The organism is Pseudobdellovibrionaceae bacterium (assembly GCA_019637875.1).
In the GTDB taxonomy this organism is placed as follows: Bacteria; Bdellovibrionota; Bdellovibrionia; order Bdellovibrionales; family Bdellovibrionaceae; genus JAHBUW01.
In genome coordinates, this window is sequence record JAHBUW010000004.1 from 1 (window position 1) to 14,291 (window position 14,291).

General features: G+C 59.4%; 12 protein-coding genes. 9 read left to right on the forward strand and 3 right to left on the reverse strand.

Annotation, left to right across the window (positions count from 1 at the left end):
- Window positions 1-263 precede the first annotated feature (263 nt).
- From KF767_06500 to KF767_06515, 4 genes are all read left to right on the forward strand, one after another.
- Window positions 264-641, forward strand: coding sequence for a hypothetical protein (locus KF767_06500; protein MBX3017517.1), 378 nt, complete (start codon window positions 264-266; stop codon window positions 639-641).
- Between the two features lie 4 nt (window positions 642-645).
- On the forward strand, window positions 646-1,647 hold the full coding sequence (locus KF767_06505) for a DUF3445 domain-containing protein (protein MBX3017518.1): 1,002 nt from the start codon (window positions 646-648) through the stop codon (window positions 1,645-1,647).
- Between the two features lie 96 nt (window positions 1,648-1,743).
- A complete protein-coding gene (locus KF767_06510; protein ID MBX3017519.1) occupies window positions 1,744-3,153 on the forward strand; it encodes an OmpA family protein in 1,410 nt (469 codons plus the stop codon).
- 135 nt (window positions 3,154-3,288) lie between these two features.
- A complete protein-coding gene (locus tag KF767_06515; protein ID MBX3017520.1) occupies window positions 3,289-4,635 on the forward strand; it encodes an alkaline phosphatase family protein in 1,347 nt (448 codons plus the stop codon).
- Here the strand turns inward: KF767_06515 and KF767_06520 are convergent.
- Window positions 4,583-5,668 (reverse strand): tetratricopeptide repeat protein, encoded by a 1,086-nt coding sequence (locus KF767_06520; protein ID MBX3017521.1) that lies wholly within the window; start codon window positions 5,666-5,668, stop codon window positions 4,583-4,585. The genes KF767_06515 and KF767_06520 overlap by 53 nt on opposite strands.
- 69 nt (window positions 5,669-5,737) lie before the next feature.
- On the reverse strand, window positions 5,738-7,492 hold the full coding sequence (locus KF767_06525) for a hypothetical protein (protein ID MBX3017522.1): 1,755 nt from the start codon (window positions 7,490-7,492) through the stop codon (window positions 5,738-5,740).
- A gap of 131 nt (window positions 7,493-7,623) precedes the next feature.
- On the opposite strand from KF767_06525, the gene KF767_06530 reads away from it, so the two are divergent.
- The 4 genes from KF767_06530 (at window position 7,624) to KF767_06545 (ending at window position 11,442) form a co-directional block, all read left to right on the forward strand.
- Window positions 7,624-8,385 (forward strand): hypothetical protein, encoded by a 762-nt coding sequence (locus tag KF767_06530; protein ID MBX3017523.1) that lies wholly within the window; start codon window positions 7,624-7,626, stop codon window positions 8,383-8,385.
- 78 nt (window positions 8,386-8,463) lie between these two features.
- Window positions 8,464-9,042, forward strand: a complete 579-nt coding sequence (locus KF767_06535; protein MBX3017524.1) for a YceI family protein — start codon at window positions 8,464-8,466, stop codon at window positions 9,040-9,042.
- A gap of 15 nt (window positions 9,043-9,057) precedes the next feature.
- A complete protein-coding gene (locus KF767_06540; protein MBX3017525.1) occupies window positions 9,058-10,179 on the forward strand; it encodes a hypothetical protein in 1,122 nt (373 codons plus the stop codon).
- A 99-nt stretch (window positions 10,180-10,278) separates the two neighbouring features.
- Window positions 10,279-11,442 carry a hypothetical protein gene (locus KF767_06545; protein MBX3017526.1) on the forward strand — a complete coding sequence of 388 codons (1,164 nt, stop codon included), beginning with the start codon at window positions 10,279-10,281 and terminating at the stop codon, window positions 11,440-11,442.
- Between the two features lie 30 nt (window positions 11,443-11,472).
- Here KF767_06545 and KF767_06550 read toward each other — a convergent pair whose 3' ends face one another.
- Window positions 11,473-11,997, reverse strand: coding sequence for a hypothetical protein (locus KF767_06550; protein MBX3017527.1), 525 nt, complete (start codon window positions 11,995-11,997; stop codon window positions 11,473-11,475).
- A 191-nt stretch (window positions 11,998-12,188) separates the two neighbouring features.
- On the opposite strand from KF767_06550, the gene KF767_06555 reads away from it, so the two are divergent.
- On the forward strand, window positions 12,189-14,225 hold the full coding sequence (locus KF767_06555) for a hypothetical protein (protein MBX3017528.1): 2,037 nt from the start codon (window positions 12,189-12,191) through the stop codon (window positions 14,223-14,225).
- Window positions 14,226-14,291: the final 66 nt, after the last annotated feature.

Consider the following 14,291-nt stretch of genomic DNA (forward strand, 5'->3'; position numbering starts at 1 on the left):
CAAAGACGCGGTTCTCCCGTGGTCAGGTTGAGACCGATCTGAGTCGAGAAGGTTTTCTGCGTCGACGCACAAATGCTACGCATGAAATGCGGGTCGAAAGAAGAGGTTCGGTTCAAGCGGGAACTCCGTAAATCATAGAGAACCTATCGGAATTCTTGAGAAAGAGTTAAGGATGGGCCCGACCAAGGGCGAGGCCGGATTGCGTCGAAAATGCCGCTTTGTCCCGCGTTGATTCGGAGCCCGTCATCGTCTAGAGACAGGCCATGAAATCGAAATCCATCGTTCTGACGTTCTTCGCCCTGATTGCCTCCCTGACTTTCGTCGCGCCCGCGGTCGCGGCCATCGACGGCTTGCCCGGAGGGCTCGATCATCTTGAGACGACTCTTTCGACCGAGCACGAAAAAGGCTTAGAAGAATTCTTCACGCGCCTGAACGAAGACTGCGACAGCTGGGACGTCCTGAAGACGGAATACAAAGACGTGCCCGCGCGGACCGGAGTGCCGAAGCTTCTACGGATCGAGTCGCGCGTCCTCGCCAGCTGTCTGCGCCAAGAGATGTGGTACTGCCACAGCTCGTTCACCGAAGACGGTGCGCGCCGCTATACCGAATGCGAAACCGATCGTCCCCTCTTCGACGAGTAAGTTCATGCGCTTCGGGCCGTACGTGAAACGTTGGTCCACGGACCACCTCGACTATTTCCCTCTGAAAGAGGGGCTGCCGAAAATGGCGATCGGGCTGAAGAAGCTGCCGTCGCCGGCGACCTCGAAGCGTGAGCGCATCTTCCAAATCGACGAAAGCTTTCCGCACTACCGCGCGGCCAAAATCGAAGGCCGCCTGGAGCGGCAGTCCAAATACTATCAACGTCGCGAAGATCCTCCCGCCCGGCTGATCGAGTGGATGATCGGTCGTCTTGCCAGTGAGAACCCCGTGGACTACCGCTGGGACGAGGCGACGCGCAGCCTTCAGGTGGGGCCGACGGGCGAAACCCTCGCGTTCACCGCGGACTGGGCTTTGGAGCCCGCGCGGACGCGCTCGCCGTTCACCTACACCGATGCTTTCGACGCGATCGCCATGAATGTCGCGGAAGACCTCGTGTTCATGCGGCAGAATCCCGACGGCGAGACCGAGTCGCGACTCATTCATTTGTGCGTTCCTAACGACTGGGCGGCCGAAAAGGCCATCGGCCAAAACTTCGACTACATCCACAAACCGATTCCGGGAATCGACACGATCATCCGTCGCCCCGTGCAGATGATCCAGGGGATCATCCGGCAGGCCGACAGCTTCGAGCGTGTCGGGGCGGTGGGCTTCCGCACGGAAATTCGATTGAATGAGCATCCGGATTTTTCCGCGTGCGTGCGCAATCGAACCTTCAGCGCCGCCGAGCCCAGTTTGTTCGTACGTTTCGAACGTCAGACGGTGACGGGCTTCCCGGATCTGGGCGCTTTTTTGTTCACGATCCGCACCTATGTGCGGAACCTCGTCGACGACAACGGTCGTCCCGAACCGGCCGAGGTGCTGGCCAAGATCTTCCGCGAAGACTTCACCGGTCAGCATGTGAATCACTATTCGAAGACCTTCATCGAAGCGAATCGTGACCAACTCCTGAAGTGGTCGGATGCCGTCACGCCAACGGATCCTTCTTGATTCGCCGCGCAACTCGCCACAACTCTTGGTGACTTGATGGAAATTCCCCTATCATCGAAGGGGTTTACAACTCGAGCTTTCAGCCAAGGATGTCTGATGAAATATCTCGTGAACGCGCTTCTCTTGTCTTTGGTGTCCACGGCCCACGCGAATGTCGTCGGCGTCGATACCCAGAACTTCAACCCCACGACAAGCGGTTTGGACTTCGTGACCGTGCAAAGTTCCGAGACTTTGTCCCCGGGGGTCGTGAACTTCGGGCTTTTCTTCAACTACGCGATCAATACGCTGCCGAACTATACGGACACCACCAATCAATCGCGGACCCAAGCGCGTGATAAACTTCTGTCGTCGGACATCAACGTCGGGATCGGTCTTTTGCCCCGTTGGGATATCGGGATCAGCTTTCCCGCCGTCCTCAGCCAACAAGTCGAAGACAACGTCTTCAAAGGCGTGTTTGAAAAGACGGGTCTGACCGACATCCGCATCAATACGAAATTCCAAACGAGCGGCGACAAAGAGGGCGGAACGGCCCTGATCGCGACCCTGGAACTTCCGCAGGTCGAGAACAATCCCTTCGGCGGTTCGGGCAGCAATCCGACCCTGAACTTGGAATTCGCGGCGGACACGACCTACAAAAAGGTCGCCCTCGGTTTGAACCTGGGTTACCGCATTCGCCAACCCGGCGATCCCATCCCCCAAGTGCCGATCGCGCCGGTTGACGATCAGTACATCGCCTCGGTCGCCGGCAGTTATCTGTTCGAAAGCATCGACACCAAGCTGATCACCGAAATTTTCGGTTCGCAGCCGGTGAAGAAGACCGCGACGCAATCGGATCGCGATCTGACGACCGCCGAGTGGCTGGTCGGTTTCAAACATGACTGGACTTCGAGCCTGGCGCTGCACGGCGGGGTGGGTACCGAGCTTCTGCACGGATCGTTCACTCCCGACTGGCGGATCTACGCGGGGCTGAACTGGGCGGTCGGCCCGGTGTGGGGACAAGGAGCGAATGAAGAGCGGATGTCCGTGCCCGTTCCCGTCGACAACCGTCGTAGTGACGAAGACGTGTTGAGCGGTCCCTCGTCGGCGACGACGATGACCGACGTCGCGACCGTCAAGTCGGCCGATGGCGCCTTCCTGGATGCGCGCAGTCCCGAGAACAAGGAGCTCTTCGTCGTCCTGAACATCAACTTCGCGACGGATTCGTCGAAGATCCCGCTCGAGTTCCGCCAGTATCTGGAAAAGTTCACGAACTACCTGAAAAAGCCGCCGATGTATAAACGCATCGTGATCAGCGGTCACACCGACTCGGTCGGCAATGACGATTACAACTTGGGCCTGAGCCGCCGTCGCGCCCTGACCGTGAAACGTGCGTTCGTCGAAGTCTTCGGTTTGGATGCGAGCAAGATCCAGGTTGAAGGTTTCGGTGAAACCCGTCCCGTGGCCGACAACGGCAACTACCAAGGTCGCGCGCAAAACCGTCGTGTTGAGTTCTATATCGAGCGTTAGTTTGAAAGGCGCGTGCGCATGAAGCTCCGTTCTGCAGTCCCGTTTCTACTGACCGGTTCTCTTCTCGCACTGCTTGTCTCTTGCACTACGCCCCCGAAAGGGGGCGTTGCGCTTGAGAGGGGCGGTGTTTCTTCGGTGATCGAGGCGACGGGTTATTACCCCGTCATGCAGGGCGTGACCGGGCCGACGTGGACCCGCTTCACGGTCATGCGGCCCAAGGCGGAGCCGCTGACCTACCGGGTGATCGCCGGCGATGGCATCGCGACGGGAAGTGTGCGCCAAGGAACGCATGAGTTCGCGGCTTCGGATCAAGTCGTCGACGAAATCAACGTGCAAGGTTTGAAAGGTGAAACGGGACTGAAGCTGCAGATCGAAAAGGACGGCAAAGTCGTCGACGAGCGGAACTTCGGTTTACGCAACGGTCGCAAGGACGTCCGCTTCGCGGTCGTGAGTTGTAGCGACGATCACTATCCCGCGGAACAAAAGGTCATGTGGTCCCACGTCCTTGCGCAGAAACCCGATTTCATCTTCGCGATCGGCGACAACGTTTACGCCGACGTCGAGGGCGGCAAATATCAAGGCGACGCCACGCCGGATCTTTTGTGGCGCCGTTACGTGCAGACGCGCTCGAACCTTCTGCTCTTCCGCGCGAAGAACCTGATCCCGGTCGTGGCCCTGTGGGACGATCACGACTACGGTCAGAACGATGGCGATCGCCGATATTCGCAGCAGCGGTCTTCGCTGCAGATCTTCAAGTCGTTCTTCCCCCAAGACGTCGAGCGTGAACTTTTCTACGGCGGCCCGGGGGCGGCCTCGGCGTTCGGCTTCGGCGAGCAGCGTTTCTATTTTCTGGACGGTCGCAGCTTCCGCTCGCCGAACAAGGACCCGCAGATCTGCGCGACCAAAAAAGACAAAAAACAGTGCGAGAAAAGACCGCATAAGGATCGCGGTCGCGACCGTTTGGCCACGCGTGAACCCGAAACGCATTTCGGCCAGCAACAAGATCAGTGGCTGACGCGGCTTCTGGAACAAGGCGGGTCCGACGTGGCTTGGTTGATCACCGGGGATCAGTGGTTCGGGGCGTATTCGCCTTTCGAATCTTTCGAGTCCAACCAGCCCAACGATTTCAAAAAATTCATGGCGCGTTTGAAGGAGCGTGACGCGCGCGTCGCCTTCATCAGCGGTGATCGTCACGCTTCGGAGATTTCGAAAATCGAAAAGTCACTACTGGGCTACGAAACCATCGAGGTCGTCAGTTCCCCGATTCACGCGAAAGTGTATCCTTCGAACTGGAATGACTTTCCGAATCCGCGGCAGATCGCGGCCACGGCGGAAGCGTTCAATTACGTTTTGATCGACAGTCGCGTCGACAATCAAAAATGGGAAATGAAAATTCGGAACTACAAACTCGATGGCCCGAAAGGACCGCTCAGTTTGGGGTTCGAGAAGGATTTTCTGATCGAACGGCCGATCGCCGAGTAGCGCCGATTTCGGCCTGGAATCTTTCGATGGCGACGTTGATTTCGTTCGCGTTGCAACGTCCATCGGGGTCGGTCAGCACGGAAACGTCCGGAAAGCGGTTGAACTCTTGATTGAGTTCGAAGGCGCGGGGGATGTCCTGCCCCCGGCGGGCCAGCACGTGGCTGGCCATCACGTAGGACGACAACCACCAATCCAGATGATTGTAGGGCGCGCGCGATCCCGTCGCCTGATCGACGATACGTTCCGCGAAACGGAAGACGTCGGGTGCGTAGTCGGGACTGCGGGTCAGCGACAACAGCGCCTCGCGCACGGGGTTCATGTCAGGGACCGGCATCACCGAAAACAGCTGCACGGCCTTCAGAAATCCCACCGAGTCGCCGGGGGCCGCCAGCAGTTTTTTTGAAATGTCGGTCATGTAGACGTCGAAACGATCCTTCGCCAGCCCACGGCGCGCGGCTTCGAGCGCCTCGGGGCCGCGGCCTTGTCGCTGGTACAAGGACGCCAGAAACAGATCGAAGGCACCGTTTCCGGGATCGCCGCTTTGCGCTTCTTCCAGAATTTGGATCGCCTTCGGGATATTCACGCGGGCGGTATTACCCCGTCCCAAGAAAATTCCCGCTTCGCTCAGGCCCTCCAGAAAACGGCGCGCGGTGGACGGCTCTTCACGGGGTTTCGCGTTCGGAATCTCGAACATCCAATCCAGCAGATCCTGATCGGCGGCGCTGAGTCCCGAGGCCACGTCCTTCAGATAGTTCGCCGCTTGCGCTTGGGTTCCGCCGGGCGTGGGCGTTTTCATCCAAAGGCAGGGATCGCTCGTCACGATGAGCGGAACCTGCGAACCGGGCGCGTTCGGCGTCTCGGACGCGGATATTTTTTTCGGTGGCGTGAGGGGAGTGGCGGCCCGACCGGCGACCACCGCGATGCCGCGACCGGCGCGTTCCGGCGGTGGCGCCGGTTCGGTCTCGCGCATTTGGAAGAGCGCGCCTAAAGCTCCGAAGAGCAGAAAGAAAAAAGCCACCAAGCGGTAGTCCATGGAATCCCAGTGTCGCGCGAACGCCGCGCGCGGGGTACGGACCTATGACCAGATTCGCGCGCAAACCCGCTACCGGCGCAGGTAGCGCGTCGATCGCGCGCGGCCCACGCGGTGCACGCGTCCGGCTTGATGCAGGCCCGTTAGGTCGCGGGTCGCCGAGGGGACGGAAACCTGGAAACTTTCCGCATAGGTCTGGACGTCGATGGGCACGTCGGCGGGCCAGTTTTTCAGAAACAAATTCTGACGGTGATTGAGCTTGGTGTCGTAGTCGAAATTTTTCGCGGCGGCGGCAACGGTCTCGGTCGGTTCCGGCGTGGGCTCCGTGATCGTTCCCGCGACCGCGTCGGTGATCGCCTCGTCCAGATTCATGCGGTCGTGCAGTTTGACGGAGGAGTGCAGGCGGTAGGACTCGCCGTCGAATTGCAGCCAATCCTCCTGCGGGGCGAGGAGCTTTCGCAGCGTCGCGAGGGCCCGGTGCAAAAGTGAATCGTGGCGAAGCGGATCGTACTGATAGCCCCAGACTTCCGTGACCAGTTCTTCTTTCGATTTGAGTCCGCCGCTCAGGCTTCGGATCAAACGCGCCATGAGGTTCGTGAGTCCCTGACGTTTGACGGTGATCTCGCCCGCGGCACTCAGCGCGAGACCTTTCGGAATGAAACCGACGATGAGCGCGTTATCGCTGCGATCCAGACCCAGAAGTCGCGGCAAGAGTCCCCAGTACTCTTCGCGCAGAATGACGGGCGCCGCTTTTTCGGGAGCGACCTCGATCAGATCCATCAGATCGCCCAGTGGATCTTCACCCAAAGGAAGCATGTTCGTGCGACCGACGGCGCGCGCGTTCAAGCGTTTTTGCCAGAAGACCGCGTCCGCCTCGTCGATCAGCGGCGGGGGTTGTTTCAATAAACGCGCCTCGAGTCCGCGCATTTCGTTCATGACCAGATGATCGACCTGCGGATCCAGCAGCACCATGCCCGAACGTAAAATGCCGAGCGCGGCCAGATCTTGCCCGCGCAGGTACTGCAAAAACGCGAGCCGAAAATTCAGCCGCGCCGTCTGGCGTTTGTTCTGAAACTGATGGACCAAATGGAACGCGTCTTTCAGGGCCTCTTCCGCGCGGGTGAGCTGTCCCCGCAGGACGCGCTGGCGCGAAAGTTCCATCAGAAACTCCGCGCGTGAGTAAGTGTCCGAAGTTTTCAGCGCGGCGATGGAGTCTTCGAGTCGACGAATGGATTCGCCGCCCCAAAGTCCGACCTGGCAGGCGTATTTCAAATGGGAAACCTCGATCGCCGAGACGAGGCTTTCGTTCCCGAGTTTTTCGGCTTGGCGACTGGCGCGTTCGAAGTAGTCGAAGCTTGTGCGGACGCGGCCCAGATGAAAATAGACGTGCGCGAGCAGATCGCGCGATACGACCTCGCCCCAGGTGAACCCATGGCGTTCGGCGGTGACGAAAGCTTTTTCCCCGAAGCGCGCGGACTTTTCGAAATTTCCGCGGAAGTAGAAATAGAGAGCGGGGCCTTGATCGATGAAGAACTCCTCGGCGAAGTCCTTCAGGCGTTCGCGGTGCGCGAGGTTGCGTTTCATCAAGGAGCGGGCGCGGCCGTACTCCGAACGGCGTAACGCTCCCAGGGCCTCGAAGTAGAGGGTCGGGGCGAGCAGACTCGGCACACCGGGAATTCTTTGCTTGGCGGCCTGGGCGCGTGGCCAGTCGCCGACGAAGATCGCGCTCCCCAAAAGCCACGGCAGATCCTCGGGCCTTTGCCGGGCGAGGGGCACCTCAAGTGCCTTTAGATATTCACCTTTTTCGAAGTGGGTCCGCAGCGCCATCGGTCCAGGGATTAGCGCGTTTTTCGAATCGAATCAAATCAAATCAGATTGATCAGAATTCCTGATTTCCATCTGGGGGGGCGCTTTGGCATGTTGGCCCTGTCAGCCGATGTCGGGTTGAGGAGGTTAGGGTGAGCATGAAGGCGGGAGTTCTGGGGACCATGATCCTGTCCATGCTTTGGCTTGCGGCCTGCCAAGAGAGCACGCTTAAAACGGGCTTTCGGGGTGGGGACGGGGGGCCGCAAGCGCTCCGCTTCTGCGACGTCGCTTTGTCTTACGAATCGGTGAAACCGATTTTCGAGAACCGTTGCCAGCGCTGTCACCAATCGGGCTCGCGGAATGCGGTGACGTCTTACAACGAGGTCTTCCGCATCAAGGACTCGATTCATTTCGAAGTTTCGAATGACCTTATGCCCGATGACGGTCCCCTCGTCGCGGATCAGAAACGTTTGATGGTGGCGTGGCTCGAAGCCGGCGCGCCCGAGACCTCCGCGCAAGTTCTGGCCTGCCCGCCCACCGGCGGCGGCGAGAAGCCCGGCCCGCCGGGAGACCAACCAGCAGAGCCGCCGCCGGTCGCGCCGACACCCACGCCGCCCGGCCAAGGGCCCGCGCGCACGTACGCGGAGCTGCGCGAGAAGGTGTTGGTCCCGAAGTGTATGAACTGCCACAGCCTGGATGGCTCGGCGATGCTTTACGATTTCACCGACTATCGCAGCATGGTGGCTTTAACCGATATCTTTGACCGTGCGAATCCCGCGAACAGCGTGATCGTGCAGGTCGTGCTCAAGGAAGGCCGCGGGCAAATGCCGCCCGTGCGGAGCAATATTCCGCGTTTGACCGACGATGAAGTCGAGCTCTTGCGCGGCTGGATTGAAGACGGACTTTTAGAGTAACGCGAACCAAACAAACTCGGATGACGAATCACCGGCCAAGACCGGAAGGGATTCGTTCGTCCAAAAGCAGGGGGAAATATGAAGAAGGAAGCCTATGTGACCGCGTTGATGATCTTGATGGGCAACTTGGGCGCCGCCCACGCGGCGATCGCGAAAGTCGACATCAAGCCCGAGCAGGGAAACGTGCAGTTCCTGGCCGTCGGTAAACCCGCGTTCCTGAAAATCAAGGGCGAAGCGAAAGGCCCGGTCGGCGCGGTCGAGAAAAAGGGCGAAAACTGGGGCGCCGAATTCCAATTCGATCTCGGCACGCTCGAAACGGGAATCGCCCTGCGCGACGAGCATATGAAAGACAAATACCTCGAGGTCGGCAAACACCCGAAAGCGAAACTCACGATCGCGAAGTTGGATCTTCCCGCGGATTGGACTCCGGTCACGGCCCTTTCGAAAGAGATGCCTTTCACCGGTGAGCTTGAAATGCACGGCGTGAAGAAGCCGGTCAAAGGAACGGCGCAAGTGGATTCGGGCGCGAACGGGACTTCCGTCAGCGCGAAATTCCAACTCGCGATCACGGACTACCAGATCGGCATCCCCAGCTACGCGGGCGTCACCGTCGCGGACAAGGTCGATGTCGAAGTGAACTTGAAGAACTTGAAGTAATCGAAGGGGGCATCCGTGAAGGCTTTATCGTTCGTTCTGCTTTTCATTTTCGGGATGGGGTTCGCGGCGCCGGCTTGGGCCTTCCCCGAGATGATCCGTCACGGCTACACGAGTTGCATGACCTGCCACGTGTCGCCGAACGGGGGCGGACTGATGACGCCTTACGGCCGCTCCATGTCCAAAGAGATTCTCAGTCGACACGCCTACGAGGGCGAAGAGCGGCTTTTCCACGGCGCGCTCGACGCCGAGGGCTTGAACAGCTGGCTCGATGGCTCGCGCGAGATCGGCTTCAACGTCGGCGGCGACGTGCGCTGGGTCCAGTCGCACAAAGAATCGAACGACGCCCGCGAGCGCCGTTCGATTTTCATGCAAGCCGAAATCGAGGCCGCGGCACAATACAAAACGCTCACGCTGACCGGTGCGTTCGGCCGCTTCCCGAAAGGGCGTGACGAATTCGTTTCGCGCTCGCGGAAGTGGTCGGCGATTTACCGGCCGCTCGACGGCGTTTCGATCCGGGCGGGACGTTTTCTGCCCAGTCACGGGCTGCTGGTGCCCGAGCACATCTACCTCACCCGCAAGGAGCTCGGTTTCGATCAAGGTTTCGAGCGCAACGCGCTGGAAGTGGCGTGGGTCACCGAAAAATTCACGATCTTCGTCACCAAAACGAAGGACCCCGACGGACAGCTTTTCCAAGAGGATGGACTGTCCTTGCGGGTCGAACAGACGCTGGCCGAGACGAAGAAGTGGGGGCTCAGCGTTTACCGGGGGGACGGCCCCGCGCAGGATCGCTTGCTTGTCGGCGCCGACGCGCAGCTCGCGTTCGGGCACTCGTTCGTGACGCTCGCGGAAATCAACTACGTCGAAAACGAAAACACGGCGGTGAAAACGCGGGGCTTCGTGGGCATGAGTAAAACCTCGTACGAATTCACGCGCGGCGTGTTCGCGCAGTTATTCCTGGAAAGGTCCCATCGCGACGTCGGAAATCCGCTCGGCTACCGTGACGGATTCGGACCGGGGTTCCAATTCTTCCCGCGTCCCCATTGGGAGCTGTCGGGGCACTGGATCCGTCGGGTCGATGCGCAGAATTCGCAGCGTTCGGGAGATGAGGCGTATCTTCTCTTGCACTACTACCTATAAGCACGCACCGGGCCGGATTCTTAATTTCGTTTGCATCCGGATTTTAGGGTGGACTCGCGCGCCCGCTTCGATTCAAATTCCGCCACCACCGGGGGACACATGAGTCGACGTTCGCTATGGATCAGCGGCCTCTCCATTTTAGTTTTAGCCTTCCTCGCCCTGCACAGCGAGGCGAAACCGCTCGCCACAACGTCGAACCAAGGGGTCGCCACAACGTCGAACCAAGGGGTCGCCAAAACGTCGAACCAGAGGTTCGCCACAAGCCAGTGGCAAGGCGACGTCGTCATCCGCACCACGGATAAGGTTTTCCAGTCGGGGCCGGTGCCCACGGACCTGGCCGACTGCCGGGCCCGCATCGCGAAGATCGTCTGCCTGGTCGAGCCGATGAACGCTGACGAAGAGGGCGACGATTTCGACCAGCGCGCCTGCGAGCCGGGCGGTGAAAGCTACGCCTGGGCTTTCGAAGGCCACTTCGACCGGAGCGTGCCCGTGATCCAAAAGATGTACTGTCACCTTTCGAAAATCTGGATCGAGAAGTCGTTCGTGGGCACGGCCTACGCGGGCCTGGTGCGCGACTCTTCGGGAAAAACGATCGGCGGCGGGATCGGCATTCGCCGTGAGGTTTTGGAATCGAAGTTGGGTTTTGACGATTGGCTTTCATGGAAAGAAGAAACGAGTTTCGGCGGCAGCGCGGACTCGAACGCGCCACGGATCGGCGTCTTGAACTACGTCTCGAACCGTCCGACGTCGGACTTCTTTCTGGATTACGTGCTGAACCACGAGTTCGGGCACATCTTCGACTTCGCGAACGGACTGAATGCCACGACCGAATGCCGTTACCGCGAGAAGGCGCCGGGCGAATGGGAGCGCGTGGGGACCTGCGAACCGCTGCCGGGAACTTGGGGCGCGCTCAGCTGGCGCAACGTCAGCGAGCCGCTCGCCGGAAACGATTTCGCCGGCCGCGAGAAGATCTGTTTTTATTTCTGCAACGGCCAGTTCCTGAAAGCGGCCGAGGCGATTGATCTGTTCCTGGGGATGCTGGGCACGAACTTCCCGTCGACCTACTCGAGCCGTTATCCGTCCGAGGACTTCGCCGAAAACTTCGCGCTGAAGCTCGCGCACGACGACGGGCTGAGACTCAAGCTCGAGACGGGGGGCCACTCGCTGGATCTGAGCGGTCATTTCCTGGGGCCGAAGCTCGATACCAAACGACGTTACGTCGAAGATCTGATCCAAAAAGGCCCCCGCTATCCGGGGGAGTAAAAAAAAGCCCGCGGGATGCGGGCTTTTTTCTTAGTAAATGAGAGCCGGTTCGGTACCGCTCTGTTCGCGATCTTTGCCGCGGACTTCGTAACGTAAAATCCCGATGGGGTCGTCCGCGAACTCCCGCGAAATGGACATGAACTTGAGCATTCCGTCCTCGGAGAGCGTGGGATCTTGGATCTTCAGGGCCTGTTCGATGGCGGGCTCATTCAGGTTGATGGTCTTCGCGGTGAAGACGACGTGGCAGACGTACTCGCGACCTTCGATGTCGCATTCCATCTTGTCGATACCGTTGCCGGCCCAGACGTCTTTTTCGCCCCGCTGTACGCTCGAGATTTGATAAACGATGGGCGTGCCGACGAGGGCGGCGGGGAGTTCAAAACGGACTTGGGAGTCGCGCATGAAGTCGCCCGAGTTCGCGAATTCAACCGGGTAGATGTTCGAGCCTTGAAGTTCGGGATTATCGGTCGGGACCTCGTAGGTGCCTTTGAGCGAGCGGGCCTGCGCGGCGTGGGCGACAAGCGTCGTCAGTAGGGCCAGGATCAGCGTCTTCATGTTCCCTCCTGCCCTCATTTCTATGCCGTTTCATTGCGGGCGGCAAGACTCGAAACGGGTTATGAAGTGGTGTCAAAACTTCGTGTTTTCCGAGGTTGAAACTTGGTCCGGGCTTTGCTGAAAGGGGACTGAACGTGCCAACCCAGGCCAAATTGACGCCAATTTGCCCCAGAGAAAAGGGAGAACTCCTCATGATGTCTTTACGGAAACAAGCGACATGGACGACGCTCGGTTTGAGCTTCCTGGCTTCCACCGCCATGGCTCAGGCCACCTTCAACCCCATTACGACCAAGGATTGGGTCCTCGAGGACCTTGGCGCGGTGTGTTTGGCCCATACCCAACGGGTGATCGAGAACCAAACCTACCGGCTCGAGATGCAAATCGACAAGTCGGCCCAGTTCCCGGTGGAAGTGTTCGTGCGGGAGGTTCCCGCGGGCAACGGGACTCAATACGCCCGTTTCGTTTACGATAAATCCAAAGGCATCAATTATGACTTCTCTCCCCTCGCGGACGCGTCGGGGAACGTGAGCCTGTATCAGGTCCCTCGCGGTTCGACGGCGCTGGTGTCTTACATCAAACGCTCGCTCAGCCTGCCGGTGGAGTTCGTGAGCGCCGGTGTGCCCGCGCGCAAAGTCGACTTCTCGTTGCGGGGCTCGTCGGTCACGCTCGACAATCTGATCGCGCGCTGTAACGCGAAGAAGGCGCTGACCTCGAACGAGTTCGAAAAGAATTTCTTCGACCTGGCGAAGTTGCTGGCCTTGGATCCGTTGTCGCTGCGCCCGGATCAAGTCGCACGTTTGCGGAACGCCTACCTGTCGGGCCATCAGGCCTACGTCGCGCGTGACGCGAAACAAGGTGAGCTGCAAGCCCTGACCAACAAATACATGAAGCAGCTGCGTGAGCTCGACCGCCTGAAAGGGAGTCTCGACAATCTGACGCAAAAAGAGCTCGCGAACCTGAACGCGCGCAAAGCGACCCTGGACCAGAAGATCGCGGATCTGGATAAAGCGATCGCTTCGAAACAAGGCGAGATCGCGGCGAAAGACCAAGAGCTTCAGCAGCGCAATGCCGCTTACGATGCCGCTTGGCAGGTGCTGGCTCCGCTGAAGCCGGAGCACGACCGGTTGCAGTCATCGCTGGGACAGGCCCAGAACTCGCTGAACTCGTGGAACAATCGTTTGGGTCAGATCGACTCGGGCATCCGCAACACGCAAAGCGAGATCGCCAATCTGAACTCCGAGGCGGATCAAGTTCGCCGCCAGCTGAGTTCGGTGGACAGCGATTTGGATCGCGCACGTCGCAACCTGAACGATGCGGAAAACGAACTGCGCCGCTTCGACCCCCGTCGCGAGCTGCAAGAGCGTCTGCGCCGCCAACCCGGCTACGATATGAACAAACGTGACGTCGAACGTTTCGAGCGGGAGCTGCAACAGGCCGAGCGCCAAGTGGATCGCGCCGAACGCGAACTGGATCAAAAGCGTCGTCAATTGGACCAGTGCCGCACGCAACCCAACGCGAACTGCGCGGGCGAACAGTCGGCGGTGCAACAGGCGCAGCAAGATGTGCAGCGTGAACGCCAGGACGTGCAACGTCTGCGCGGTCAATTGCAGAACGCCCGTCAACAAGTCGATTGGGCCGAGCGCCGCGCGGAAAACGAAGTCCGTGATATCGAAAACCGCCTGCGGAACGAGGAAAGCGACGCCCGTCGCCGCTACTCGAATCTCGAGAGCCAACGCCACAACCTGGACAGCCGTTTGCGGAACATCGTGAATTACGAAATTCCGAATCGTCAAAACACGATCAATGCCTTGCGCTCGGAACGTCCGTCGGTCGTCTCGAACATCAACTCGTGGCAAGGGGAAGTGGCTTCCCGCAAGAAGACCTACGATGATTACAAAGCCTCGGTGGGTTGGGACGCGAAGAAAGCGGCGGTCGATCAAACCGCGGCGGAAGTGTCACGCGTGAAAAAAGAGCTGCAGAAACTCGAGGCCGAAAATACGGCGCTCGCGAACGAACTGGCGAAGCAGAAGAAGTCGCTCGCGTCGCTGATGAAAGAGATCGAGGCGATCCTCGCGAAGATCGAAGAGACCGAAGGTAAGTCGGCCGAAGTGCAAGAGCTGCTGAAGCCCTACTTCGAAGCGAAAGCGAAGCTCGAAGCCGAAATCACGGGCCTGAATCAGCTGTTTGAAAGCAACAAAGCGGCCTACAACGGCGAGCTGGGCGCCTAAAGCTGGCACGAAAACCCGGTGGGGCCCAAAACGGGCACCGGGTTTTCTCTGTTTTACTGTCCAGAT

Excerpts from the sequence above, each read along its gene's own strand:
- KF767_06545 (MBX3017526.1), top strand. The coding sequence starts at position 10,279 with ATGAGTCGACGTTCGCTATGGATCAGCGGCCTCTCCATTTTAGTTTTA.
- KF767_06505 (MBX3017518.1), top strand. The coding sequence starts at position 646 with ATGCGCTTCGGGCCGTACGTGAAACGTTGGTCCACGGACCACCTCGAC.
- KF767_06550 (MBX3017527.1), bottom strand. The coding sequence starts at position 11,997 with ATGAAGACGCTGATCCTGGCCCTACTGACGACGCTTGTCGCCCACGCC.
- KF767_06525 (MBX3017522.1), bottom strand. The coding sequence starts at position 7,492 with ATGGCGCTGCGGACCCACTTCGAAAAAGGTGAATATCTAAAGGCACTT.
- KF767_06510 (MBX3017519.1), top strand. The coding sequence starts at position 1,744 with ATGAAATATCTCGTGAACGCGCTTCTCTTGTCTTTGGTGTCCACGGCC.
- KF767_06520 (MBX3017521.1), bottom strand. The coding sequence starts at position 5,668 with ATGGACTACCGCTTGGTGGCTTTTTTCTTTCTGCTCTTCGGAGCTTTA.
- KF767_06555 (MBX3017528.1), top strand. The coding sequence starts at position 12,189 with ATGATGTCTTTACGGAAACAAGCGACATGGACGACGCTCGGTTTGAGC.
- KF767_06500 (MBX3017517.1), top strand. The coding sequence starts at position 264 with ATGAAATCGAAATCCATCGTTCTGACGTTCTTCGCCCTGATTGCCTCC.
- KF767_06535 (MBX3017524.1), top strand. The coding sequence starts at position 8,464 with ATGAAGAAGGAAGCCTATGTGACCGCGTTGATGATCTTGATGGGCAAC.